The sequence below is a fragment of the Providencia stuartii genome (assembly GCF_029277985.1).
In the GTDB taxonomy this organism is placed as follows: domain Bacteria; phylum Pseudomonadota; class Gammaproteobacteria; order Enterobacterales; family Enterobacteriaceae; genus Providencia; species Providencia zhejiangensis.
This window is the reverse complement of the sequence record NZ_CP119546.1, coordinates 1,172,673-1,197,370: the sequence shown is the minus strand read 5'-3', so window position 1 is coordinate 1,197,370 and position 24,698 is coordinate 1,172,673. Positions and strand designations below refer to the sequence as shown.

Annotated in this window: 22 protein-coding genes and 2 pseudogenes; 12 read left to right on the top strand and 12 right to left on the bottom strand. The window is 39.3% G+C overall.

Features of this window, described 5'->3' with window-relative positions; translation table 11 throughout:
- The first annotated feature begins 23 nt into the window (after nucleotides 1-23).
- From P2E05_RS05140 to P2E05_RS05115, 6 genes are all read left to right on the top strand, one after another.
- Nucleotides 24-581, top strand: a complete 558-nt coding sequence (locus tag P2E05_RS05140) for an iron transporter (protein ID WP_154625015.1) — start codon at nucleotides 24-26, stop codon at nucleotides 579-581.
- A gap of 210 nt (nucleotides 582-791) precedes the next feature.
- Nucleotides 792-1,127: a cupredoxin domain-containing protein gene (locus tag P2E05_RS05135; protein WP_154625014.1), complete on the top strand. Its 336-nt coding sequence runs from the start codon at nucleotides 792-794 to the stop codon at nucleotides 1,125-1,127.
- Nucleotides 1,128-1,138: 11 nt separating this feature from the next.
- A complete protein-coding gene (locus P2E05_RS05130) occupies nucleotides 1,139-1,972 on the top strand; it encodes an FTR1 family iron permease (RefSeq protein ID WP_163860807.1) in 834 nt (277 codons plus the stop codon).
- Nucleotides 1,965-2,867, top strand: a complete 903-nt coding sequence (locus P2E05_RS05125) for an EfeM/EfeO family lipoprotein (RefSeq protein ID WP_250000122.1) — start codon at nucleotides 1,965-1,967, stop codon at nucleotides 2,865-2,867. The genes P2E05_RS05130 and P2E05_RS05125 overlap by 8 nt, the downstream gene beginning before the upstream one ends.
- Before the next feature lie 11 nt (nucleotides 2,868-2,878).
- On the top strand, nucleotides 2,879-4,153 hold the full coding sequence (gene efeB, locus P2E05_RS05120) for an iron uptake transporter deferrochelatase/peroxidase subunit (RefSeq protein ID WP_250000120.1): 1,275 nt from the start codon (nucleotides 2,879-2,881) through the stop codon (nucleotides 4,151-4,153).
- A gap of 257 nt (nucleotides 4,154-4,410) precedes the next feature.
- Nucleotides 4,411-6,807: a beta-N-acetylhexosaminidase gene (locus P2E05_RS05115; RefSeq protein ID WP_272658024.1), complete on the top strand. Its 2,397-nt coding sequence runs from the start codon at nucleotides 4,411-4,413 to the stop codon at nucleotides 6,805-6,807.
- A gap of 74 nt (nucleotides 6,808-6,881) precedes the next feature.
- Here the strand turns inward: P2E05_RS05115 and P2E05_RS05110 are convergent, their stop codons facing one another.
- The gene (locus P2E05_RS05110; protein ID WP_196713451.1) at nucleotides 6,882-7,619 is read right to left on the bottom strand and encodes a vWA domain-containing protein; all 738 of its coding nucleotides are present in this window, start codon (nucleotides 7,617-7,619) and stop codon (nucleotides 6,882-6,884) included.
- 453 nt (nucleotides 7,620-8,072) lie between these two features.
- Here P2E05_RS05110 and P2E05_RS05105 point away from each other — a divergent pair, with 453 nt between their 5' ends.
- Nucleotides 8,073-8,588: a DUF2165 family protein gene (locus P2E05_RS05105; protein WP_272658023.1), complete on the top strand. Its 516-nt coding sequence runs from the start codon at nucleotides 8,073-8,075 to the stop codon at nucleotides 8,586-8,588.
- Here P2E05_RS05105 and P2E05_RS05100 read toward each other — a convergent pair.
- The gene (locus P2E05_RS05100) at nucleotides 8,585-9,514 is read right to left on the bottom strand and encodes a LysR family transcriptional regulator (protein ID WP_163860801.1); all 930 of its coding nucleotides are present in this window, start codon (nucleotides 9,512-9,514) and stop codon (nucleotides 8,585-8,587) included. The genes P2E05_RS05105 and P2E05_RS05100 overlap by 4 nt on opposite strands.
- 194 nt (nucleotides 9,515-9,708) lie before the next feature.
- On the opposite strand from P2E05_RS05100, the gene P2E05_RS05095 reads away from it, so the two are divergent.
- Entirely contained in the window at nucleotides 9,709-11,502 is a 1,794-nt protein-coding gene (locus P2E05_RS05095) for an adenine deaminase (RefSeq protein WP_154623101.1), read from the top strand.
- Nucleotides 11,503-11,517: 15 nt separating this feature from the next.
- On the top strand, nucleotides 11,518-12,861 hold the full coding sequence (locus P2E05_RS05090; RefSeq protein WP_154623103.1) for an NCS2 family permease: 1,344 nt from the start codon (nucleotides 11,518-11,520) through the stop codon (nucleotides 12,859-12,861).
- 34 nt (nucleotides 12,862-12,895) lie between these two features.
- Here P2E05_RS05090 and P2E05_RS05085 read toward each other — a convergent pair whose 3' ends face one another.
- From P2E05_RS05085 to P2E05_RS05070, 4 genes are all read right to left on the bottom strand, one after another.
- Nucleotides 12,896-13,099 carry a hypothetical protein gene (locus P2E05_RS05085; RefSeq protein ID WP_163860799.1) on the bottom strand — a complete coding sequence of 68 codons (204 nt, stop codon included), beginning with the start codon at nucleotides 13,097-13,099 and terminating at the stop codon, nucleotides 12,896-12,898.
- A 65-nt stretch (nucleotides 13,100-13,164) separates the two neighbouring features.
- Nucleotides 13,165-14,316: a lactonase family protein gene (locus P2E05_RS05080; protein ID WP_420794207.1), complete on the bottom strand. Its 1,152-nt coding sequence runs from the start codon at nucleotides 14,314-14,316 to the stop codon at nucleotides 13,165-13,167.
- Nucleotides 14,317-14,706: 390 nt separating this feature from the next.
- A complete protein-coding gene (locus tag P2E05_RS05075) occupies nucleotides 14,707-15,111 on the bottom strand; it encodes a RidA family protein (protein WP_154623109.1) in 405 nt (134 codons plus the stop codon).
- A gap of 85 nt (nucleotides 15,112-15,196) precedes the next feature.
- The gene (locus P2E05_RS05070) at nucleotides 15,197-16,129 is read right to left on the bottom strand and encodes a helix-turn-helix domain-containing protein (RefSeq protein ID WP_154623111.1); all 933 of its coding nucleotides are present in this window, start codon (nucleotides 16,127-16,129) and stop codon (nucleotides 15,197-15,199) included.
- Between the two features lie 88 nt (nucleotides 16,130-16,217).
- Here P2E05_RS05070 and P2E05_RS05065 point away from each other — a divergent pair, with 88 nt between their 5' ends.
- The gene (locus P2E05_RS05065; protein WP_272658022.1) at nucleotides 16,218-16,808 is read left to right on the top strand and encodes a TetR family transcriptional regulator; all 591 of its coding nucleotides are present in this window, start codon (nucleotides 16,218-16,220) and stop codon (nucleotides 16,806-16,808) included.
- A gap of 135 nt (nucleotides 16,809-16,943) precedes the next feature.
- On the opposite strand, the gene mdlC is transcribed toward P2E05_RS05065, so the two are convergent.
- Together mdlC and nfsB are read right to left on the bottom strand one after the other, a co-directional pair.
- A complete protein-coding gene (gene mdlC, locus P2E05_RS05060; RefSeq protein ID WP_272658021.1) occupies nucleotides 16,944-18,575 on the bottom strand; it encodes a benzoylformate decarboxylase in 1,632 nt (543 codons plus the stop codon).
- Nucleotides 18,576-19,156: 581 nt separating this feature from the next.
- Nucleotides 19,157-19,810, bottom strand: a complete 654-nt coding sequence (gene nfsB / locus P2E05_RS05055; protein ID WP_154623990.1) for an oxygen-insensitive NAD(P)H nitroreductase — start codon at nucleotides 19,808-19,810, stop codon at nucleotides 19,157-19,159.
- Between the two features lie 263 nt (nucleotides 19,811-20,073).
- Here nfsB and P2E05_RS21910 point away from each other — a divergent pair.
- Nucleotides 20,074-20,280: pseudogene (locus P2E05_RS21910) on the top strand (winged helix-turn-helix transcriptional regulator); the annotation flags it as partial.
- 60 nt (nucleotides 20,281-20,340) lie between these two features.
- On the opposite strand, the gene tet reads toward P2E05_RS21910, so the two are convergent.
- Nucleotides 20,341-21,531: a Tet(A)/Tet(B)/Tet(C) family tetracycline efflux MFS transporter gene (gene tet / locus P2E05_RS05045; protein WP_272658019.1), complete on the bottom strand. Its 1,191-nt coding sequence runs from the start codon at nucleotides 21,529-21,531 to the stop codon at nucleotides 20,341-20,343.
- A gap of 82 nt (nucleotides 21,532-21,613) precedes the next feature.
- Between tet and tetR the strand changes: the two genes are divergently transcribed.
- Nucleotides 21,614-22,237: a tetracycline resistance transcriptional repressor TetR gene (tetR, locus tag P2E05_RS05040; RefSeq protein WP_272658018.1), complete on the top strand. Its 624-nt coding sequence runs from the start codon at nucleotides 21,614-21,616 to the stop codon at nucleotides 22,235-22,237.
- Here tetR and P2E05_RS05035 read toward each other — a convergent pair.
- From P2E05_RS05035 to P2E05_RS05025, 3 genes and pseudogenes are all read right to left on the bottom strand, one after another.
- Nucleotides 22,215-22,406 (bottom strand): annotated as a pseudogene (locus P2E05_RS05035) (transcriptional regulator); the annotation flags it as partial. The gene tetR and the pseudogene P2E05_RS05035 sit on opposite strands and share 23 nt — an antisense overlap.
- 430 nt (nucleotides 22,407-22,836) lie before the next feature.
- Entirely contained in the window at nucleotides 22,837-23,907 is a 1,071-nt protein-coding gene (locus P2E05_RS05030; protein WP_276123037.1) for a T6SS immunity protein Tli4 family protein, read from the bottom strand.
- Nucleotides 23,901-24,659: an acetyltransferase gene (locus tag P2E05_RS05025; RefSeq protein WP_276123036.1), complete on the bottom strand. Its 759-nt coding sequence runs from the start codon at nucleotides 24,657-24,659 to the stop codon at nucleotides 23,901-23,903. The genes P2E05_RS05030 and P2E05_RS05025 overlap by 7 nt, the downstream gene beginning before the upstream one ends.
- Between the last annotated feature and the right edge of the window lie 39 nt (nucleotides 24,660-24,698).

Below are 24,698 nucleotides of genomic sequence, written 5' to 3'. Positions count from 1 at the left end.
TAAATAATGGTAAGGACAAGACGATGAAACTCGCTTATCAAGCAGCTGTTTCGGGTTTAGCTTTATTCTCAATCACTGCTTTTGCTCAAGAATATCCTTTAGGACAACCTATCATTAAAGATGGAATGGAGATTCAAGGGGTTTATCTTCAACCAATAACAATGGATACAGAAGAAGGCCATCAAGGGATGTCCCACCTTGCTGCCGATAAAGCAGATATCCATTTAGAAGCAGATATCCATGCGGTTGAGGATAATCCAAATGGATTTGCTGAAGGTGATTGGATCCCATACCTCACTATCGAATACACAGTCAAAAAACTCGGCGATAAGCCACAAACTCAAACAGGCACATTCATGCCGATGGTCGCTAGTGATGGCCCTCATTATGGTCAAAACATCAAATTGGATGGCAACGGTAAATACCAAGTCACCTATAAGATCTATCCGCCATCCCATAATAAACAAGTCGCATTTGGGCGCCATATTGATAAAGAAACAGGGGTAGCTCCATGGTTCAAACCTTTTGAAGTTTCATGGGAGTTTGACTATGCGGGTGTAGGCCGAAAAGGTAGCTACTAACCCACAAATCGATACTCAGCGTTATTCTCGACGCGGCAAAACGACAAGCATATGAAACACGGGAAATAGCTAGAAACGATCCCCCCGTGTACAGAAAGGAGTCAACAACGCTGCGACTTGCAATATAACGGGTATATCATTTCAGGGCTAGCCGCTGCTTAATTGCTGCGTATAGCCCTTTTATTTGTCGTTATGTTTAGAGCCAATAAAATGAAAACATTACTAAGTTTAGCCCTTTTGCTATTTTCAGCACTCATACCCAATGCGGCTTTCGCAGCAGAAAAATTTACCGTTGAATTAGAAATGAAGAACGGTGATTTAATCCCACGTGTGCTTGAAGTTCCTGCAAAAACGATTATTCGTATCAAAATAACTAACACAGGAACTGAACCCGCTGAGTTTGAAAGCACACAATTGCGTAAAGAAAAAGTTCTCGCGCCGGGAGCTAGCTCTGTTGTGGTTATTGCTCCCCTAAAACCGGGAAGTTATACCTTTTTTGATGATTTCCACCTGTCTCACCCAAAAGGTGAGATCATCGCGAAATAGAAGGATAAATTATGGGGCAAGTTCTATTTGTTGTCTGGCGAGAAAGCTTTGAAGCATTGCTAGTCATTGGCATTATTTATGCCTGGATAAAACACCATCCTGACTCTCGCAATGGCATGAAGTTTTTATGGGGGGGAGTTGCCCTCGGCCTTATCGTTTCTGTTCTATTAGCACTATTGATTTATGGTGTTTTTAACGTTCTCGATGATACGGGTCAATCTCTATTTATGATCTTTATGGAATTGCTTGCCTGTGTTTTGATCGTCCAAATGGTATATTGGATGAATAAACATGGTCGGTCCTTAAAATCTGAAATTGAATCGGGTATTAGCCGTAATGCAGCACACCACAATTGGTGGGGAGCTACGCTGATTATTGCCATTGCCATTGCTCGCGAAGGAAGTGAAATTGTTGTCTTCCTGTCTAGTTTTATCATGTCATTAAATGCTGAAAATGCCTCCGAATTTACGATAGAAGTTGCTGCCGGTATTTTAATTGCAGGTTTGACACTCTATGCCTTCTTACTCACTAATCGTTTTGTTTCATGGAAGATATTTTTTAAAGCGACAGGCGTCATTCTATTATTTCTTGCCCTCTCTCTCTTACTCAAAGGGGTTGAAGAAAGCGCTAACTTATTCATTGAATACGATTATCCTATCCCTGAATTTTTAATTTATCCTGCATGGGATACCACGGCTTTGCTTGATGACTCAAATATTGCCGGTAACTTTATTTCTTCTTTCTTTGCTTATCGGTCACAGCCTATATGGTTAAGTGTTATTACATTTGTGCTTTATTGGATTATCGTTATCACGCTGTTTTCTCGAGGTAAAAAACATGCGTAATACAAGAATATCTACACCAATACTATTGGGTATAAGCTTAGTTTTAATGATGGCGATGCCTACCTCTGCGCTGGCCAAAGCATTGAGGTCCCCAGTACAAACGGGTGATGATATCATTATCGCTAAGGGGGATATCCCAACCCCTGAAAAATATCATCCTGCTATCAGAGCCTATTTAGACTATACGCGTACTCAATTACAGGACATGGTTTCTCAGTTAGAAATCTTAAAGAGCAGCCTTAAAGTCGGTGATTTAACCGCAGCCGAGCGAGCTTACATCCAAGCTCATCAATATTATGAATCCGTTCGTCCTATCATCATTCTATTTGGTAATACTGACCGCATAATCAATGCAAGGGCTGACTATTTTCTTGATAAAGAAAAAGATTATCGTTTTACTGGTTTTCATCTCGTTGAATATCAATTATTTGATCGCAAAGATAATACCGCTGCGATGCGTGCAACCGATGAATTACTCATGAAAGCACAAGATTTGCAAAAGCGGGTTGCCACTGAAAATATTGAAATCCCCAAATTGGTTCAAGCATCGGCAGATTTTATTGAGATGATTCTAGAAACCAAAATGGCTGGCAAAGAAAATATCTATAGCCAATCTGATTTAACGGATATTGCTGCAAATCTACGTGGCTCACAAGAAGTGATCAACGTACTGGCTCCTTTTATCGAGCCAAAACAACTTCAGCGCATCCAAGATAATTACCTAGAAGCCTATCGTATTATCAAACCATATCAATTAACACCTAATCATTATCAGAGTTATAAGCAGTTTGATAAAAAAGACATGATGGCGCTTTATTCTGTATTAACACAACAGGCTGAAGATCTTGCACAACTTCGATATCAGCTCGGTGTTGATGTGTATTACAAGTATTGAGGTAACAAGCCATGAAGGCGAAATCATATAACCATGCTACGTCAATTAGCTTTTCTCGACGTAATGCACTAAAAACCTTAGCTGTTGGCAGCTTTATGGCAGCAGCCCCAACCCTGGCAGCAAATACTCGTCAAAACCAATGCCAATCTTCCTATGAGAAAACCATCCCTTATGAAGGTTTACATCAAGCAGGGGTATTAACGCCAGAACAAAAAAATGCTTCATTTATTGCCTTTAATGTCACTGCCGACTCACTTGATAAATTACAAAAACTGTTTGAAATTTTGACAGATAGGATTGCCTATCTCACACAAGTACAAAAAGCACCTAACACTCACAATGATCGTATGCCACCAGCCGAATCCGGTATTCTTGGGAGCAACCTCCAACCTGATTCCTTGACTGTTACCGTTTCATTAGGTCATAGCCTATTCGATGCTCGATTTGGTTTGGATAAAATCAAGCCTCGTTACCTTGTTGAAATGACAAGCTTCCCCAATGATAGACTGGAACAGCAATGGTGTGGCGGGGATATTAGTTTACAAATTTGCGCCAATAGCCAAGAAAGTGTCATCTATGCATTACGCGATCTCTTGCGCCATACCGCTCCGTTGATGTTCCCTATCTGGAAAATAGATGGTTTTTTACCTTCACGAGATATTGATAACCACTCAACGCCAATCAATTTATTTGGTTTCAAAGATGGCACTGGCAATGCCCCAACCAGCGATAGCCAACTGATGAATGAATTGATTTGGGTCACAGAGGATAACAAAGAACCTAAATGGTGTGTTGGTGGCACTTATCAAGCAGTGCGCCTTATCCGGTTTAATCTTGAATTTTGGGATAGAACGCCCCTCGAAGACCAAGAAAACGACTTTGGTCGTCATAAAGATAGCGGCGCGCCTATTGGTATGAAGCAGGAACATGACGATCCTGAATTTGCTAAAGATCCTCATGGCGATCGCATATTGTTTGATTCTCATATGCGCCGTGCTGAGCCTCGCAACCCTGAGCGTTATACGGCTAAATTAAGGCGCCGTAGCTATAGCTATTCTCTTGGTTTAACAACTAATGGGCTACTCGATATGGGGCTAATCTTTGTTTCATATCAAAAAAATCTTAAAACCGGTTTTATTGATACCCAAAAACGCCTTAATGGCGAGCCACTTGAGCGTTATATTAAACCTTTTGGTGGCGGTTACTATTTTGTTGTGCCCGGTATTCAAAATACGTCAGAGTATCTCGCTCAAGGCATGTTTGAGGCACTCAAACAACCCCGTTAAGCCTTAATCTATCGCGGGAGAATTAATACTTCCGCGGTAAACTCATTGTCGATGAAAATACATCACTTTCCTTCCTACATTCCATACAAAAAATAAACAATAAAAATCAATTATCTAGATTTAATATTACCTTCCGCACTTAATTCGCATCAAAAAAATAGTGTGAGCCATGTCATCTCCTCATCAACTAAGTTGGACTTCATAGCTTTATTTGTGTTCAAAATAGCATTCACTATTACGAATAATAAGGGATCTCTATGATTAACAAACTTACGTCTGCTATCGTCATCTCTTCACTGATTTATGCGTTACCAAGTGGTGCTCAATCAATCTCTGAATTGCCCTTAATGCCTTGGCCTCAGCAGATTGAAATAAAAAATGCGAATGGAAAATGGCTACTGAATAATGAACTCGATATTTATATTGAAGGTGATGATTTAGATGACGCGGTACGTCGTTGGCGCGATAGAATAGAGATCCAAACAGGCTGGCAATTAACGCCACATCAAGCAAAAAATAGCCATGCACCTATCAAAATTTTCATCGAGAAAAAAGTAGCCGAATTACCCACTATTGAAATGGACGAAAGCTATCAAATCATTACCGATGATAACGGTGCCACCATCAAAGCTGCGACTCGTTTTGGTGCTATGAGAGGAATGGAAACCTTATTGCAATTGATCCAAACGGATGGCGAAAATACGTTTGTGCCACTGTTGAGCATTAATGATAATCCGAGATTTAGTTGGCGTGGTGTGATGCTGGATTCTTCGAGACACTTTCTTCCGATCAACGATATCTTGCGGCAAATCGATGGTATGGCAGCCGCAAAATTCAACGTATTTCATTGGCATTTAACCGATGATCAAGGATGGCGTTTTGAATCGCTTCGTTATCCAAAACTGCAACAGCTCGCCAGTGACGGTCAATATTACACACAAGATCAAATGCGCCAAGTTGTTGAGTATGCTAAAGAACGAGGTATTCGTGTCGTACCAGAAATTGATTTTCCAGGTCATGCCTCCGCTATTGCGGTTGCATATCCAGAACTAATCAGTGCCGCGGGTCCATACCAAATGCAACGCCATTGGGGGGTTCACCCTCCCCTGCTCAACCCAACCCAAGAGAGCGTCTATCAATTTACCGATGCACTCATTGGTGAGTTAGCCACCATTTTCCCTGACGAATATATCCACATTGGTGGTGATGAAGTCGACCCAACACAATGGCAAAATAATCCATCCATTCAAGAGTTCATGCGAAAAAATAATTTAAAAGATACCCATGCGCTACAAGCTTATTTCAATCAACGCCTTGAACAGATATTAACCCATCATAACCGTAAAATGGTTGGCTGGGATGAAATACAGCATCCTACGTTATCAAAAAATATTGTCATTCAATCATGGCAAGGGCAAGACTCACTCGGGCATAGTGCTCAAGAGGGGTTTAAAGGACTCTTGTCGACGGGCTTCTATCTCGATCAATCGCAAAGTGCAGCTTATCATTATCGCAATGAAATATTACCTCAGCCATTTACTGTAGATATCAATGTTAAACAAGGTGAACAATTCCAAAGTTGGCAATTTGAAATTGAAAGGCTTAAAGGCAGCCCAGTAAAAGGTAGCTTCACGTTAATAAAAGGAGTGGATGGCTGGCGTGGATTTATTGATTTTGCAGGTAAATCACGACGAGCTATCAATAAAATTGAATGGCGCTCACCACAACAAGTCAGCTTTTTTGTAGATACTTGGATGGGAGAAACTCGTCCAGTCGTTACATTAACCAATGGAAAGCTGAGTGGCTACACGATTATTGGCAATGCACGCTATCCAACAATAGGCTCTCAATTAACCGCAATCCCCAAAGGTATTGCACCAACAACCCCTGACAGCAATAAAATGCCGAATATTCTCGGGGGAGAAATTGCTTTATGGGCGGAAAATATTCGCGCACCGATCATTGATACTAAGTTGTGGCCACGAGCCTTTGCGGTTTCAGAGCGTTTATGGTCAGCAAAAGATGTCAATAATGAAAATGATATGTACCGTCGTCTGCATGCAGCAGATGCTTGGTCCACCCTCTCTGTCGGTTTACAACAACACGCACAAACAGCGCGTGAATTTACACGATTAGCAAATGGGGTTGATATTGAACCTTTAATCATCTTATCTGAATCTGTAGAGCCTGCGCATTATTATACGCGTCACCATTTGAAATTCCGTGAAAATCAATATCATCAATACGAACCACTGAACCGGTTTGTTGATGCTTTGCCCGCCGAAAGTATGCAAGCAAGAGCTTTTAAACAACATATTGATACATTGATCGCTAAACCCGATGATCAAGTGACTGCCCAGTGGTTAACACATAAATTAAAACGTTGGCACAATAACATTCCACAGGTGCAACAGCTGATAAAGCAAAACGTCAATTTAGCACGTTTAGCGCCTGTTGCTGAAAATGTGGAGCAATTGTCCACAATAGGCATCGAGTTAATTGAGCATTACACAGCCAATACCCCCCTAACAACCAGCCGTAAAGCAGCCATGGCTCAGCAGTTAGAAAAGAGTGCTGAGTTACAGGATGAATTAGTGATTGCGATTGTTGAGCCACTCGAGGCATTGCTTCGCCATATCCCAACGAAAGATTAGTGCAAAAAATACCCCCAATAAACTTCATTGGGGGTATATATACCGCTTATTGGTAGCCTTAACCTCTTGCTACTCTATTTTTTAGCGCGATCCATCGCATCGGCTTCAACATCCTTTTTCCACTCCTCTGATATTGGTGCAGCTTTTTTCTTTGACTCAACGGCATTATTTACCGCTTTATAAGCTTTATCGTAACCCACATCATCTTGTACGTAAGATGTTGCTTTTGACCTGCTAATACCAATATTATCAGCGGCTACAATGGCATCCATATTGGCACCGAGAAAGATGAAGTCCCATTTATCTTCGATCTCCGCCGACTTAATCATCGATTTAATCTTATCTTGACTGTATTTACGGCTACTATTTTCTTCACCATCAGTAATAATGACAAACAGGACATTATTATTCTTCGTTAATTTACGGTTTTCTTGCATTTTGATAATCGTATCGCCAACCGCATCTAGCAAAGCAGTGTTACTGCCAACTTTATAGTCTTCTAGTGTTAAATTTGAAACCTTATTAATAGGTTCTCTATTGTGTAGTAATGTGGTTTTATCATTAAACAAAACCGTCGTAATAAAAACATCCCCTTTTTTATTACGATTTTCTGTTAATACACTATTAAAGCCGCCAATCGTATCCGATTCAAAGCCTGACATTGAACCACTTTTATCGAGTATAAAAACTAAATCTAATACTTCTGCTTGTGATTTCTTCTCAATCACACTCTGGCCGCTGACAATAGAAGAAAACATCAGCAAAATAGACATAACGATCATGCCAAGAAACGACTTTAACTTTGAATTCATTTTGTTATTCCTATAAGAAAATACATCTTGGACTAATAACCATTATTAGTTTACTACGCTTATTTCACATAAGAATACTCTGGTTACCTTTTAAGTATACTCTTAAAATGATTTATTCTAACAACGAAATGGATTTTACAAACATCTAAATAACATACGCCATCAACAAATAAAAATACACCATTCATTCTTTTTGCAGCATAAAACACAAACCTCTGCACTCAATTTAAGTACATTTTTATGTTTGATACTTTTACTTTTAATTACTCACACAATTAACTATCTACAGATAAACATTCCTCATTTCCATACCTTCCCATAATTTATTTAACCCATTGATACAAATATACATTTCATCTGATATTGACAACAAACAATCGTCAATAAAATATCAAAATGCTATTTTAAAAATAGACATAAACATTATAAGAATAATTATTTTCAAGGGGAAATATGATAATTCGAGTTTCTAAATCATTATGTGTTTGCGCCATAGCCTTTTTTATTTCATTATCTGCATTCAATAACTTAACAGATTACAATATTAATTTTACTTTTATACAACATGTTTTAACGATGGATTCAATATTTTATAATGCGACTATTAAATATCGTGCCATCGACTCCCCAATACTTCATCATTTTGCTTACATTACTATTATTATGCTTGAAATTATTTCATCTTTAATTTGTTGGTGGGGTGGAATTAGACTTTTTCAAAACAGAAACAAAAGTGCTGCCATTTTTAATCGGAGTAAAAATATGGCTATTATTGGCCTAACACTCGCCTTTGTATTATGGCAGACACTTTTTATGTCTATCGGTGGTGAATGGTTTGCAATGTGGATGTCTAAACAATGGAATAGTGTACCTAGTGCATTTCGTTTTTTTGTCACGGTGCTTTTAGTATTAATTTATGTCGCTTCACAAGACAGTGACAAAGAATCCACTTCCTCAGTTACCTACTAACTATTTATAGGGTTATCTTTTAATGTCTTGAGTAATACCATAAATGCCGACTCGACCATTGGCGTTAATACTTGACTGGTTCTCATCAACGATACAGTGCGTGTCAGTGCGGGCTGTTGTAACTGTAGCACAACCAAATCAGGCTCACGTAAGTGAGCCGTATAGAGCTGAGGGAGGATAGCTACCGCTAATTTAGAACGAACTAGCCCATAAAGAGTTTCAATATAATCGACTTGATAACGCACATTTAGCTTCAAACGATGGCTTTCGATGGTCGCTAAGACCAAACGTTGAATATTCCCCTTAGAGAATACCGCGATATCACGATTATTTAGCATTTTCCAAGGGAGATGAAAACCATTTGCTAATATATCTTCGCGGTGAACAACGGCAACGAAAGGATCATCTTGCAATGTAAAGAGTTGCAGTTCACGAGGCACTGAACTGTCAAGGACCCCTACGCCAAAATCGATTTCATTATTCATTAACTGAGAAACGAGTGAATCATTTGTCTTATCGTAGAATTCAACATTAAGCCGAGGAAAATGTAAATTTAGCTGAGTAGGAACATTAGGAAATAATAATGAGCTAACGGAAGGAACTAACCCAATACGCAACGTACCGTCTCCCCCTTCCTCAATAATTTGTTGGATATCGCTAAAAGCACGATGCGACACACTCAAAATACGTTCAGCATGCGGTAAAATCGCCGCCCCCAATTCAGTGAGTGTGACCGAAGATGCTGTACGGTTAATCAATTTACCGCCAATAACATTTTCAATTTGACGCAGTGCACTACTCAACGCTGGCTGACTAATCGCTAATCGACTGGCTGTATCAGTAAAATGACGTAAATGAGCCAATGTCACGAAATATTGTATTTGCTTTAACGTTAATGCGGGTAGACGCTGCCAAGGTTCTGCCATGTTATCAGTACACACTCTATTTTTAGGTAACGTATTGTTAAATATATTTATTTAACAAATATAATGCCTAACTGAATTCAATAGGATAATTATCATTATAACCCTTTCTTATGATCTGATAAGTTTTATCATCTTGGCAAACGTTTGCGTTGCTCATAAAGTACAAACCAATAATCTTTTATTGATGGTGATTTATGAGTGTAACTGACTACAGCAGACGCCGCGCAATACAAGCAGCCAAAGGTGAAATTCCCTTTGATCTCCTCCTAACACAAGCCAATATCGTTGATATGGTGACGGGTGAAATTCGCCCTGCTGATATTGGTATTATCGATTCTTTGATTGCCAGTGTTCATCCTACAGGTAGTCGCCTCGATGCAAATGAAGTGCATAATCTCAACGGATATTTTATCTCTCCCGGACTGATTGATACTCACGTTCATCTAGAGAGCTCCCATCTTCCGCCTGTACGCTACGCTGAAATTGTTCTCACTCAAGGAACCACCGCCGTATTTTGGGATCCTCATGAACTGGCGAATGTACTTGGTTTAGAGGGGGTTCGCTACGCAATCGAGGCAAGCCGTCATTTACCATTACATGTTATGGTTGCCGCCCCCTCTTCCGTTCCTTCAACACCTGGCTTAGAAATGTCTGGCGCTGATTTCGCGGGCAAAGAAATGTCAACGATGTTGAGTTGGCCTGAAATCCATGGCGTCGCTGAGGTAATGGATATGTTTGGTGTACTTCATGGCAGCGAGCGCATGGAGGAGATCTTACACGCTGGTTTAAATTGCGGTAAGTTGATTGAAGGACATGCAAGAGGGCTAAAAGGTGCCGACTTACAAGCATATCTAGCGGCTGGGGTCACCTCCGATCATGAGCTCACTTCAGCAGAAGATGCCTTAGAAAAACTGCGTGCTGGGCTAACGCTTGAGATCCGTGGCTCACATCCGTATTTATTACCTGAAATTGTTGCCGCACTCCAGCAATTACCGCATCTTTCATCACAAATCACTGTATGTACTGATGATGTTCCACCAGATATTTTAATTGAAAAAGGTGGCATTATTGCCTTACTCAACCTATTAATTGAACAGGGTATGCAAGCAACTGACGTCTTACGTTTTGCTACCTTAAATGCCGCCATTCGTTTACAACGTAATGACCTAGGCTTAATTGCAGCTGGACGCCGTGCGGATCTGGTCATCTTTGACTCCCTCAAACAGCTCAAAGCACAACGCGTTTATGTCGCAGGCCAACAAATCGCTGAGGATGGTCAGTTATTAACGCCTCTCGCCACGAGCCAAGATGTGCTCCCGCCAAGAGATACCATGCATTTATCACCAATCTCGGCCGAGGACTGCCAATTACACATTAAAAATATCGTCAATGGCAGTGCTCGCTTACGCCATATTCGAGGCGCTCGTTTCACACAATGGGGTGAAATCGATGTGCAAATCAATGATGGCAAAGTGCAACTACCGAGTGGCTTTAGTTTAATTCGCGTTCAACATCGCCATGGTCGCCATGATGCCAAACCACAAATAGCATTATTAGAAGGATGGGGAGAACTACGAGGAGCAATTGCCACTAGCTACTCCCATGATTCTCATAATTTAGTTGTACTCGGTCGTGATGCTAATGATATGGCTCAAGCTGCTAACTTGCTGATTGAAAGCGGTGGTGGAATGGCATTAGTTCAGGATGGGAAAGTATTAGCCCACGTTGCGATGCCGATCGCGGGTATGTTGTCAGATTTACCTGCTCATCAACTCGCAGAACAGTTTCGCCAGTTACGTGAGCTTAGTAGTAAGATTGCAGACTGGGAACCTCCTTATCGCGTTTTCAAAGCAATCGAAGGCACTTGCCTTGCCTGTAATGCAGGCCCTCATTTAACGGATCTCGGACTTACCGATGGCACGACTCGTGAAATTGTTAATGCGGTCATTGAATCGAATGAACACGAATACAAACACAATAATAAATGATAGGAGAGCCAACTAATGGCTGACAACATGCTTCAAAAGCCAACATCAGGGAGTTGGTTAGAAAAACGTTTTGCGTTGCACTCGCGTGGTAGCAGTATCAGAAGCGAATTTTTGGCAGGCATCACAGGCTTCCTCGCGGCAGCCTATTTGTTAGTTGTGATCCCTGGGCTACTTGCCGCAGGAGGAATGGATAAAGGAGCCGCCACAACAGGAACCATTATCGTATTTGTACTTGCCAGCTTACTCATGGCGTTTTATGCCAATCTGCCTTTTATTGTCGGTCCAGGGATCGGTGGCTCTGTACTGGTTGGCATTACTCTCGCAGGTAGCGAAGGGATCAATTGGCAAATTGGTTTAGGTATTGCTTGTTGGTCAGGAATTTTATTTTTCTTGCTCACAAAGTTCGGTTTACGTGAAGTCGTGACACGGTCGGTTCCTCAATCAATCAAACTGGGATTAACCGCCTCTATCGGCCTATTTGTTGCCGTTCTAGGATTTCGTAATGCAGGTTTAGTTCTGGCTAATCCCAAAACAAATGCGTTGATGTTGGGAGACTTTTTATCACCCGGTGCACTTGTAGCATTAGCAGGTTTCTTTTTAGCGATTGCATTACAAGCTAGACGTATACCGGGAGCTATCTTATGGGCAATACTTTTCGCTACCATTGTTGGCATTCCTTTTGGCGTGACAAAATTACCTGATAGCTTTTTTGGTATTCCTCATTCGGTTGCTCCAGTATTTGGTGAAGTTGATTTAATTGGTGCTTTGAATATCGCGTTTCTTCCTTTTTTATTTGTATTCTTTGCCGCCGAATTCTTTTCAACCATGGGAACCACTCTTGCCGTTGGCGGTGAAGCAGGCTTACTCGATAAAGAAGGCAATATGCCTAATATAAACCGTCCCTTTATTGTCGATTCTATTGCCGCAGCTTTAGGGCCTTGGGTTGGTATTCCCGCAGCAACGGCTTTGATCGAATCGTCAGCAGCCGCGGAAGCGGGAGGTAAAACAGGTTTAACAGCACTGGCAGCAGCCTTTATGTTCTTCTTAATGCTGTTATTTACCCCCATTGCTCTAATGATCCCTGCTCAAGCCACTGCACCCGCACTGATTTTGATTGGTTTAAACATGTTCAGTGGTTTACGTAAAGTCGACCTTGCCAACTTTACTGACGGTTTACCGGTTTTGCTAATGGTAATGATCACGTTAATCGCGAATAGCTTTGGTACCGGTATTGCCGGTGGGTTACTCTTTTATATTCTGATTAAAGCGGTTGCTGGAAAATGGCGAGAAATCCCAATTAGCCTATGGGTTTTAGCTGTACCACTCGTGTATTACTTCTCCACATTAGTTAAACATTAATCACTTTCAGCACTCGGCAATAGCTGGGTGCTGTTCAATCAACTTTAACCACAAAACAGTTACAACCGCAGTGAAAACGCACCACTTGAGGTAATTTTGGTTTTTTACCTTTGCGTTTACTCTTTGAGTTTTCAATTTCAATAGCATGCTTAATTTCATTAATTTCAAATCTTGATAAGCGCTTATTATTTCCCGTAGCACTTCGAAAACGTTCATCACCAAATTTTACGCCAGACATTGCTATTCCTCAGAAAAAATAATATGGGTAACGTTCATAAGCATTACCCATTAATCTCACTCGTGCTATTTTGTCTCATTCATAACCATTTGTGAAGGCGCGCCAATAGGTAGGTAATCATCGACAAAGACAAGCTCCCCTGTATTAGGCATCACCTTAAATCGGGTGATATTATCGCTACGTTGGTTCATTACATATAAATATTTGCCATCAGGAGATAACGTTAAGGTTCTAGGATAATCACCTCGTGTCCACGTTTGTTTTGCTTGACTTAACGAACCATCTGCATTGACATTAAAATGCGCAATACTGTTATGTAAACGATTTCCAATATATAAATGTTTACCATCTCGGCTTTCAACTATCCCTGAAATAAAATTTGTTCCCTTATAATTTTCAGGTAATGTCGATACAGTTAAACCTTCTTTTAATGTCCCTTTTTGTTTATCAAATTGATATTGTGTTAATGTCGAGGCTTCTTCATTCACTAACCAAACTCGCTCACCTATTTTTGAAAAAATAAAGTGGCGAGGACCTGCACCTTTAGATGACGCCATAATATACGGGGGGTCATTAGGGATTAATTTGCCATTTTTAGCATCAAACTTATATTGGTAAATACGATCTAACCCTAAATCTGTCGTCAAGACATATTGTCCCGAGGGATCGGCTGATATCATATGTGCATGAGGGCCATTATGGTCACTCATTGCAAAACTGCCTTCAACCGCAGCTTCAGGATATGCGGCCCCCGCTGGCCCATGATGTTGAATAACATCACTTGCGGGTAATAAGCCACCATCTTCACGGATAGGAAGAACAGATATTACACCACTATGATAGTTAGCCACTAATAAATGACTGCCATCCGGTGTTATGGATAAATAAACGGGGCCATCTCCCCCCGATGAAACCTGATTTATTGCTTGCAGAGAACCATCCTGATGGATTTTCCATGCATGAATCGTACCTTTTTCAACTTCACTTCCGGCATAAAGCACTGTGCCATTATTTGATAATACCAACTGTGCTGCATTGGTAAGTGGAGCCGCTAATATTTTATGACTTAATTGACCTGTTTGATTATCCACATTAAAGCGGTATACCCCTTCCCCATTAGGGCTATATGTACCAACCCAAGCAAATTGAGGCGACGCTATCACAGCAGTACTAGCAAACATCAATGATGCCGCCCAAATAGATAACTTATTTGACATAATAAATTTCCAAGTTAATGACAATGCAAACCTCATATCTTGGTACAAAAAAATATGAGCATTAAATCTAACGACAGCATTTTCAGAATAGGAAAATCATTAGAAACTGTGCAGACACATTATTTCCATTTATGAGTGGAAATTATTAACTGAATAGTCTTATCCATTTCCATTTGTTTAATGCTCATTATTTAACACTATTTTTGAGGGTAATCTTAAACGTTAGATTCAGTTTTGGTGGGCAATTTAACTTTAGTGTGAAATTCCATTTTTGAGATACCGGTCGATATATTTATCACCACTCATCATTATTGGATGATTGGCGGAGATATCACTAGCTATGGTTTAGATTAGTAAAAACCGATAATCAAATATTACCGGTTATCCTTTTTAATTGAGCACTGCATGTGCTTCAATTTCAATCAACCACTCAGGTAGTGATAATCCTGTGACAATAATCCATGATGAAGCAGGAGGTGTCGACGTGAATTTCTCTTTTAGAGCCTGAGATATCGCTTGTTGTTCTTCTTCGCTATCAGCACCTTGCTTAATATAAATTCGTAACATAACAACATCATCTAACGTTCCGTTCGCCGCTTTTAAAACATGCTTAATATTTTCAATCGATTGGATGGTTTGCTCATACATTCCTCCTGCAACAGTACGCTGGTTTGCATCAACGCCAACTTGCCCTGAAAGAAAAATTTGACGTGAACCTTGAGTTTCAATCGCTTGGCTAAATCCATACTGTAATGAATTAAAAACAGCATCAGGGTTAATCAATTTTTTTGACATATAATCTCATTTTTAACAGTGATTGTTGATAACAGCTCAGATTACTCATGTGTATAAAAAACAAAGAATAAAATGATTTGGTAACTTAATAGATAGGAACAAAATATTCGATTTCAATGTCATTTAAGGGAAATTCAACATTTTCTTTTTGATTAATATACTTTTCAATATCCTCCCCCTCACGGCGAAATAACCCTAAAGAAGGAAGCGAGTAAAGGTAAAGATTTAAGTTAAAATCACGATACTCAGCTAAAGAACCTTTAAATGAGAATTTAGCGTACTTACCACTTGGTAAATTAATTTCCCTAAATTCTTTCTTATCAACGATAGAATCTGTTGCCTTTAATCCTATTTGATAAAAAACCTGCACCATGTGTGACCTCTTTTCCGTTTTTTGGTAGTCGATCAGCACATAGCATTCTTTTATTTTTAAATTAGTGGATTTAAAAAAATCAGCCCAAAATGTTTCTCTGATACTTTCATGCAACAACCCAACTTCATCGAGTGAAGACAAATATTGATAGTCTTTAACATATAAAGTGTATGGTAGACAATCAACAATTTGCGGAATAGCTAAGTAGTTAATATCAAAGTTAATAGGAGGCTGCATAGCATCCAAATTCCACAATTTATTTCGTCGATAACAACTTGGAGTAACCTTAAAAATATATTTAAATCGGCGAGTAAAAGATTGCTGTGAATCAAATTGGTATTTTAGCGCTATTTCTAAAATCGTCTTTTTAGTTAACCTTAGCTCCACAGCCGCTTTAGTCAAACGACGAGCTCTAATATAAGCCGCTAAAGTGATTCCCGTCACTTTTTTGAATAAGCGCTGAAAATACCACTTAGTATAACCGGCTTTATTTGCAACATCATCAAGCAATAAAGATTGATCTAGATTATGCTCTATCCATAATAAAACATCTTTAATAACAGTTATATGAAACTGTTCATCGTCCCATCGTAATTGGATGCTATTGGCTTTATTTTGATAGCGAGAGTGCTGTTCAATATACATAAAATAACCTAAATGCTTTCAAGATTGTCACGGCTATACCATCGTGATATTATTAACATACTGTCGGTATGTTATTTTTATATCTATCATGGAAAATAGAAATCAGCAACAAAAAAATTTTAAAAGCACTCACCAATTACTGGTAGATTCAGCACGAATCTTATTTGTAGAAAAAGGCTATCAAACGGTTTCAATCGATGAGATTTCAGCAAAAGCCTTGGTAACCAAAGGTGCTTTTTATCACCACTTTAAAAATAAAAAGCAGCTGCTCTGTGCTTGCTATAAACAACAACTCACTATTATTGATAATTACATCACAACAAACGTAGATTTAATGGATGGTTGGTCAGCTTTAGAACGTGTTTTTGAGTGCTACCTTGATTATATTATTGCTAATAATCATACACTTATTCCTATTCAAGAAGTCATGCCTGTCATTGGTTGGAATGAGCTCGAAAAAATGAATCTGGAATATACTTCAGGTCGGGTCAATGCAATTATCGGTGAATTAATTCAACAACATCAGCTGAAAGATTACAGTGATGACGTGCTAAAAAACTTACTAAATGGCTGGTTCATGCATATTGCAATACATGCAAAAAATATTAAACAAATTGCAGAGCAAAAAAATCAGTTTATCGCTATTTATCATGACTTTTTGTTAAGTTTAAAAAAATAACATAACGCCATTATACTTAAATTTAATTTATTTACTCAGTCATCCTTTTCAAAAATAAAGCTCCCTCTTAAAGTTAAACAACAACTTTAAGAGGGAGATTAAGAGATTTAATGCATAAAAACACGCTGTTATTGGTTAAATCAATGGGGGAATTGAAGGCAAAATAGGAACTTCAATCACCGTAGGCCCCTCCCGCTTAAATGCGTCCTCACATGCGGCTTTAACCTGTTCTATTGTTTCAGCCCTAACGGCAGAACAACCATAACCTTTCGCTAATGAAACAATATCCAGCCCTGGGATATCAAGACCCGGCACTCCCGGCGTTTGCTCTAATACCGAAAATGATTTCAAAATGGCGTATTCATCATTTTTAGGGATCACAAATATAATGGGTAATTGCTGTTGCGCTGCACTCCAAAGCCCTTGAATGGAATATTGCATTGAACCATCGCCAATAATTGCCATTACAGGCCTATTACGACCACTATCCTTCTCTCCAAGAGCAATACCGACACTCGCAGGTAAATTCCATCCCAAAGATCCACTCGCAAAAGTATAAAAAGAATCAGGAGTCTCTATCGGCCATTCACGATGTAATTCGCCTAAATTAGATGGCGATTCTTCCACCAAGATTGTTTCTTTTGGAGAAACAGCTCTCAAGGTTCGAAATAACGCTGCTGCGCTCAATACAGATTGCTGCGTTTCTGGCTCAACGGCTGCTGGATGTGGAGCCATATTATGGGTTTGTTTAATAATTGTTTGTGATGGGGCCGTTCTTGGGCTAACAAGCTCAGTTAAACCTTCAATCGCTAAGACTGCATCACTTAAAAGACTGTCTCCGACTGGCGCTCTGCCTATTTCAATAGGATCATCCGTTATATGCAATAAACGTAACCCTTCAGGAATATAATGACCTGATACATAAGGATAATAACGAAAAACAGGCGCACCAATGACCACCGCTAAGTCATGCCCTTGCAACTTTTCTGATAAAGGTTTAATCGCAAATGGTAACCCTCCCGCATAAAGAGGATGAGTCTCAGGAAAAGCAGGACGTTCTGAAGCTGGGGCGGCCCAAACAGGGATATTTAATTTTTCAGCAAGTTTGATACCTGCATCCCATCCTTGCCCACGAGCAATCGCTGAACCATAAATCAAAACCGGATTTTTGGCAGCCATGATAGCATCAGCAAACTCTTCCAAACGTACAGGGTCATAACCGATACGCTGTGGTATAGAACGCACAACGGCGTGCTCTTCTAAAGCCGCTTTGTCCCAATCATCCAGAGGAATCGATAAAAAAACAGGGCCTGCCGGTGGTTGAAGCGCCATTGCGTATGCACGCATAAATGCCGCGGGAACATCTTCCGCCCGTGCAGGTTGATAGCTCCATTTAACCCATGGTTTAGGTAAGGTTTCCGGTTCAATATTTGTCAGCCATGGTTCCATAAGTAACATTTCACGAGTTTGGTTACCCGCAGTGACAATGAGTGGCGTTCTATTCATATAAGCCGTTAAGATGTTACTCATTGCATTACTCAGTCCAGCGGAGGTATGCACGTTGACTAAAGCAACTTTACGTGTCGCTTGCGCATAACCATCAGCTGCCGCAACGGCTGAGGCTTCCTGTAAAGTTTGGATATAACGAAAATCGCTCGGAAAATCTTTAAGGAATGTTTCTTCTGTCGAGCCAGGATTTCCAAAAATAGTCGTGATATCCAATTCACGTAATAAATCGAATGTCACTTGGCGGATCGTTTTTTTCATCTTACAACTCCAATAATAACTATGGCTCTATGAGATAAATACATAAAAGACGTTGCTATTGTTGCTGACGATGAACGTAATTATCATAATAACATCATCAACAACGGTATCCTTCACTGCCAATGAACACAGGCATAATCTAATCACAGCTGAGAAGATATTTTTATTAGAATAAGTATTAAAATAATAACATTGCTGGTCATTTTTTGAATAAAACGCTTTTATCTAAAAGAGAACAGGTTTCGTTTTTTATCTTTAATACGTTTAAAATTTTAATCTATTTTTTAAAATTTAAAACCATTAAATTAAAATAATAAAATTTAGCCATCTTAAAATAACAGACTGTTAAAACATTTTATATTGATGAAAACAGAATAAATTAAATCTAAATCATCTTTAATAGATGATAACAGAAATATAAATAATAAAAACACATGATAAAAAAGAACAATAAATAATAATGCATCTAAAAACAGATAACTTTTACACGCTACATGACTTATCGCGTCATTCACTAAAAAAACAAAAAGGTAATTCATATTAATGACTTACCTTTTACATTAAAGAAGAGTTATGTTTATTTAAATAACGGTCATGATCTCTTTTTCAGGTAAACGCGACTTGGTTAACTCAGCATTAAAATCATCGACAGCACGGTATCCTAAAGCAACCATCGCAATAGGCTCTAACCCTTGTTCAGTCAGCGTAAATTCGCGATCAAGAATAGCAAAATCCATACCTTCCATTGGTACTGCATCCACACCTAACGCAGCAGCCCCCATTAAAAAGCTTCCTAAGTTAATAAAAGTTTGATTTTTCAGCCATTGAGACAAGTCTTTTTGCGTATTTCGATGATAATTCACAAAGAAATCCCTTGCTCCTGCCATCATCGTTTTATGTTCATCTAATGCATAACGGCCATCGAATGCTTCTTGTTCAAGTATCTTATTCATATAAGCTGTATCAACGTTAGTTTTGCTACAGAATAAGATGACATGAGACGCATCAAGTATTTTTGGAGTATTAAACGCATAATTAGCTGCTGTTGATTTTGCCATGCGTTGTTTAGCGTCACTGCTTTGCGCAATAATAAAATACCAAGGTTGGATATTAACACTAGAAGGGCTGTATCTTAACAACTGTTTAAGTTTTTCAACCACATCATCAGAAATGGTTTTAGTTGGATCAAATGATTTTGTTGAATAACGTTTCATAGCGACATCAATGATTGACATAACTTTTATCCTATCAATAACAGCAATAACAATGGGAAAGTTGATATCATAACCAATACTACCTCTTTAACAAGTACGTACATTTTTGATATATAGGCACATAATGAGTACTGTAAAAAACCTCGCTATGATACTTATGAATATGATGGCTGCCCGTCGAAGCTTCATTAAAACTGATTGATGGTAAAGGGAAAGGCATGACCCTTTACTAGCTTACTGACCAAACGTTGAGGTTTAAGGAATAACAACGTCGCCTCAAATTTATGACTCATCGTATACTCACCAAACAATTACACGAGTTGGAATCAGCGGGATTAATTCACCGAGAAGTCTTTCCTGTCGTCCCCCCAAAAGTTGAGTATAGCCTGACAGAAAAAGGTCAATCTCTAAAACCTATTCTGTTGTTACTCAAAAGCTGGGGAGAAGAACATGCATTGCCCTTACTGATTTCACAAAAAAACACACCATAATAAATCTCAAATCGTGCCATTCTTTGAATGATTAAGCGCAGATTTTCTGCATATTAATGCTTAAAGTGCATTTGCACGCTTTGGCATATAGCTTATCGACAATAAAATGATAATCAAATAGAGCATCAATCCTATTAGCCAAACCCAACCATCCCAAATAGCGAGAGTTTGATTATAAATAAGCGCAAACATTAAAGGACCGATAACACCACTTGCATTCGTCAAACTGACTAATAACCCTTGTAATGCACCTTGCTGGTGATGATTTGCTTGAACCGACATCGCCCCCTGTAATGCTGGTAATGAAATCCCCCCGCCAGCAAGCAGAATTAAAACAGGAAAAATTAGCCATCCTTCTGAAATAAATGCTAAAAAAATAAAAGCGCTACTATCTGCAATAAATCCTACAAGTACCGTTGTTTTCTCCCCCCACTTTTTGGCAATTTTTCCAGTTATAAATGCTTGAAATAGAGCATGTAAACAACCAAGTCCAGCCAATGAAAAACCAACCATCATACTGTTCCAACCAAAGCGATTCTCAGTAAACAGCACCCATACTGTTGCTGGAATTTGTCCAATCAATTGGGCTGAAAAATAGATGACCAGTAAAATTGGCATCGTTTTAAAGAGCGTCATAGACACGGAACCGGATTTAATCACGGCCTCTTTATCTTTATTAAGATTGGCATCTTCCGCAGTTTTTCCAGTTTCATTGAAGTGAATCATGACAAAGAAGAAAGTCGTTATATTTAAAAATGCGGCAATAAAAAATGGGCTATGGGGTGAAATATCCCCCGCTAATCCACCAATAATGGGGCCAGCTATGAGTCCAATACCAAAACTTGCCCCTAACCTACCAAACCATTTCACTCGTTCAGAAGATGACGTGGTATCTGCTATTACTGATGCGGCGACGGCTCCAGTCGCTCCCGTAATTCCTGATAATAGACGCCCTAAATACAACATCCAAAGCGCGCTTGAAAAAGCCAATAATAAATAATCCAAAGACGCACCAAGGAGTGATAATAATAAAATGGGACGACGACCAAATCGGTCAGACATCTTTCCAAGCCAAGGTGCAAAAATAACTTGCATTAATGCATATAAAGCCAACAACACACCAAAATGATTGGCAATATTTTCTGGCGCAATAAATTCACGTAATAAGGTGGGTAAGACTGGCATAATAAGGCCAATCCCCATGGCATCGAGTAACGTAATTACCAATGCAATCTTTGCTGATTTGTTCATTTCACTCAACTCTATCACTGATAGGGAGTGGTAAAATAACTCTATCAGTGATAGAGTGTCAATCATAAATTAGGAGTTAATAATGTCTAGATTAGATAAAAGCAAAGTCATTGATAGTGCACTAGAGCTACTTAATGAGGTTGGAATAGAGGGGCTAACAACGCGTAAACTGGCTCAAAAATTGGGTGTAGAACAGCCTACATTATATTGGCACGTAAAAAATAAACGGGCTTTACTCGATGAATTAGCCATTGAAATGTTAGATAGGCACCATACGCATTTTTGTCCTTTAGAAGGAGAAAGCTGGCAAGAATTCCTACGTAATAACGCTAAAAGTTTTCGATGTGCTTTATTAAGCCATCGTGATGGGGCAAAAGTACATTTAGGGACAAGACCAACAACAAAACAGTATGACACTATCGAAAAACAACTCGCATTTTTATGTCAGCAAGGTTTTTCTTTAGAGGACGCATTGTACGCACTTAGTGCCGTTGGCCATTTTACTTTAGGCTGTGTATTAGAAGATCAAGAGCATCAAGCAGCTAAAGAAGAACGAGAACACCCTACCACAGATACTATGCCCCCATTACTACGACAAGCTATCGAGTTATTAGATAATCAAGGAGCAGAACCCGCCTTTTTATTTGGCCTTGAACTTATTATTAATGGATTAGAGAAACAACTTAAATGCCAAAATGGGTCTTAAAAGCAGCATAGCCTTTTTCGTTAATCGTCACTTCACGATAACCTATATGCCGAGTTAACCAACCTTTAGATTGGTAAAGTGTAAATAACGCAGCGCCGATATAGCCACCTAAATGGAAACGGCGTTCGCTCCAATCTAAACAGGCACAACAGACTTTACGGGAATATTTGCCACTTAAGCGAGCGCATAGCTTAAAGTCAAGAAGGTTTTTGGTTACTTTCTATCTATAACCCACTTTTATCTAAAAAAACTAAATTTCCCCTTTTCATTCCATTTAGAGGGTAATAGGAAACGTGTTGGTATTCGTCGGCTTCTGGGGTATCTTTCTCTGACATGACGCTAATCCTCTCGAATTTTCCTTAATAAAAAAGATAGCGAAATCTAGCTTAAGGTTCCATCTGGGATGTCCAATTTTTCGGCACCGATAAGATCCATTATGTCAAACAGGTGATTTTGAATGTCCTTATCCGGAAAAAGGTTTACTCCTTTATGCCGCAAAAAGTGACATTACTCAATTGGAGCTACAGTAGTAGGGCATGCAAGCATATTTATGTTAAATATGAGCGATAACGAGACAATCATTGCCGCACAGAAAAACATTAAAACGCGTTCGGTTTATAACGTAGAGAGCCTATAATCCGATCCCAGATTTCGACCATTTGAGCTTCACTATAGCGAGTTTGTTTTCGTTTACTATTTAATCCTATTGTTGCTAATAGCTTTGATGTTGAGGCAACAGATTCATTAGCATAGAGTATGAAGTCATAGACCTGTCGCGTTTTCTGTTCATAATTTTGAGTGCCATCAAAAAGCCATGCTTCAAATGGAATACCATTTACCATAGACGCATATTTTTTTAAGGTTTTCATGCTTGACGCTTTCAATGCGTCATTAATTGCATCACTTCGACCAAAAAGAGTGTCACTATTATCAATCATCGTATTGTTAGCATTGATTCCAAAGAGTAAATCGTCGTTTTCATAACTAAATCCGACCTCTATTTTATGTTGACCTCCATCATCCGCAATAAAGCCATTAGGAATACACCACCCTTTATCGGTTGGAATATCATGATCTAACCGCCCACTTAATCGCGAAATCAACGAACGCATTGCCGCTAATTTAGAGGGTTTCTGATTTGATTCCGCCTCAGTAAAACCTCTAGCTAAATATTGTTTTTTTCGCTCTTCATGCTTTTTATCCGAAAAATCTCTAAAGTCTGAAGTAATAATAAAAGCGATTTGATTAAGATATACATGAGCCTCTAATTGACGATATATATCATCTGAACCACTTTGGTTTTTATCAAAGATGACCCCTTGATTATCGGGGAGCTGAATAACTTCTTTCAACGCAGGGGCATTTTTCTGACTGGTTTTTTGATTCCTAAGCGCCTCTTCACGTAATGCAATACGTTGCTTGAATGCCGGCGGGTAAATAAATTGGCTTTCGATATCAAAATCATCATACGTGGCTTTATGCGTGCCATTATTAAAAGACTCAGGAACATCCACCACATAAATTCCCGCACATTGCGGTTTTGTTTTCGAAAATAATGGTTCAACCATAACAGCGTCCTTTTTAACAATGGGATTTGCATACAACGTTGGAATAAAAAACACCACGCCTAAAGAAAAGCTGATTGCGCGTAACGCGGTCTTCATCAACATGCAGGCACCTCTTGAACCATTTTAGCGATAGCACGCAGGGTAAATTGCAATGCAGGGCGTTGATGAATATCGTCAAGGTTTTTGACTTCATAAGCCCCTTGATGGTCAACATTCGTGGCTAACACACTTTTAATCAACTGCCCGTTTTGTCGCTGGATTGTTTTCAAGGATTCCACAGGAACCGTACCATCCCCCGCAGAATTTGAGGCTTTTAATTCATAAAGACGGGAGCGGTTAAACGGTAAAGGCACTTCACGGTAGTTATTGGGAATTTTTTTATCGCTGTCATGCATATCTTTCGGGTACGTGATTGACGTGATATGCCACTTGACGGAGCCATCAGACGGTTTTGTGTGCCCATAAAAGACATAGGTATTGGGGTGATAACCTACTTCATGCAATGAAAAAATGAATTTTCTTACTTTGTTGTCCATAAGGTCGCTATATTCAGACCAGTTTTCCCGACTCACCAATTCATCTTTATCAATGATGTCAGACTCATACAACCGCCACCATAAGGTTTTATTCAGATAAATCTCCCCAAACGGGTCGCCTTTTTGGGGTAAGACTAAATCACTGCCATCAGCATTCCCTTTTTCAACACTAAACCACGCCATTCCATGGGCATTACTGGTATAGTTTGGCGCGGGTAATAGCTGTAAAGGTGCAGGTTTTTCCCTTTTCATTCCATTTAGAGGGTAATAGGAAACGTATTGGTATTCGTCGGCTTCTGGGGTATCTTTCTCTGACATGACGCTAATCCTCTCGAATTTTCCTTAATAAAAAAGATA

Bases quoted from the DNA above. Each gene is read 5' to 3' on its own strand.
- P2E05_RS05140 (WP_154625015.1), top strand. From the start codon at position 24: ATGAAACTCGCTTATCAAGCAGCTGTTTCGGGTTTAGCTTTATTCTCA.
- P2E05_RS05135 (WP_154625014.1), top strand. From the start codon at position 792: ATGAAAACATTACTAAGTTTAGCCCTTTTGCTATTTTCAGCACTCATA.
- P2E05_RS05130 (WP_163860807.1), top strand. From the start codon at position 1,139: ATGGGGCAAGTTCTATTTGTTGTCTGGCGAGAAAGCTTTGAAGCATTG.
- P2E05_RS05125 (WP_250000122.1), top strand. From the start codon at position 1,965: ATGCGTAATACAAGAATATCTACACCAATACTATTGGGTATAAGCTTA.
- efeB (WP_250000120.1), top strand. From the start codon at position 2,879: ATGAAGGCGAAATCATATAACCATGCTACGTCAATTAGCTTTTCTCGA.
- P2E05_RS05115 (WP_272658024.1), top strand. From the start codon at position 4,411: ATGATTAACAAACTTACGTCTGCTATCGTCATCTCTTCACTGATTTAT.
- P2E05_RS05110 (WP_196713451.1), bottom strand. From the start codon at position 7,619: ATGAATTCAAAGTTAAAGTCGTTTCTTGGCATGATCGTTATGTCTATT.
- P2E05_RS05105 (WP_272658023.1), top strand. From the start codon at position 8,073: ATGATAATTCGAGTTTCTAAATCATTATGTGTTTGCGCCATAGCCTTT.
- P2E05_RS05100 (WP_163860801.1), bottom strand. From the start codon at position 9,514: ATGGCAGAACCTTGGCAGCGTCTACCCGCATTAACGTTAAAGCAAATA.
- P2E05_RS05095 (WP_154623101.1), top strand. From the start codon at position 9,709: ATGAGTGTAACTGACTACAGCAGACGCCGCGCAATACAAGCAGCCAAA.
- P2E05_RS05090 (WP_154623103.1), top strand. From the start codon at position 11,518: ATGGCTGACAACATGCTTCAAAAGCCAACATCAGGGAGTTGGTTAGAA.
- P2E05_RS05085 (WP_163860799.1), bottom strand. From the start codon at position 13,099: ATGTCTGGCGTAAAATTTGGTGATGAACGTTTTCGAAGTGCTACGGGA.
- P2E05_RS05080 (WP_420794207.1), bottom strand. From the start codon at position 14,316: ATGTCAAATAAGTTATCTATTTGGGCGGCATCATTGATGTTTGCTAGT.
- P2E05_RS05075 (WP_154623109.1), bottom strand. From the start codon at position 15,111: ATGTCAAAAAAATTGATTAACCCTGATGCTGTTTTTAATTCATTACAG.
- P2E05_RS05070 (WP_154623111.1), bottom strand. From the start codon at position 16,129: ATGTATATTGAACAGCACTCTCGCTATCAAAATAAAGCCAATAGCATC.
- P2E05_RS05065 (WP_272658022.1), top strand. From the start codon at position 16,218: ATGGAAAATAGAAATCAGCAACAAAAAAATTTTAAAAGCACTCACCAA.
- mdlC (WP_272658021.1), bottom strand. From the start codon at position 18,575: ATGAAAAAAACGATCCGCCAAGTGACATTCGATTTATTACGTGAATTG.
- nfsB (WP_154623990.1), bottom strand. From the start codon at position 19,810: ATGTCAATCATTGATGTCGCTATGAAACGTTATTCAACAAAATCATTT.
- tet (WP_272658019.1), bottom strand. From the start codon at position 21,531: ATGAACAAATCAGCAAAGATTGCATTGGTAATTACGTTACTCGATGCC.
- tetR (WP_272658018.1), top strand. From the start codon at position 21,614: ATGTCTAGATTAGATAAAAGCAAAGTCATTGATAGTGCACTAGAGCTA.
- P2E05_RS05030 (WP_276123037.1), bottom strand. From the start codon at position 23,907: ATGTTGATGAAGACCGCGTTACGCGCAATCAGCTTTTCTTTAGGCGTG.
- P2E05_RS05025 (WP_276123036.1), bottom strand. From the start codon at position 24,659: ATGTCAGAGAAAGATACCCCAGAAGCCGACGAATACCAATACGTTTCC.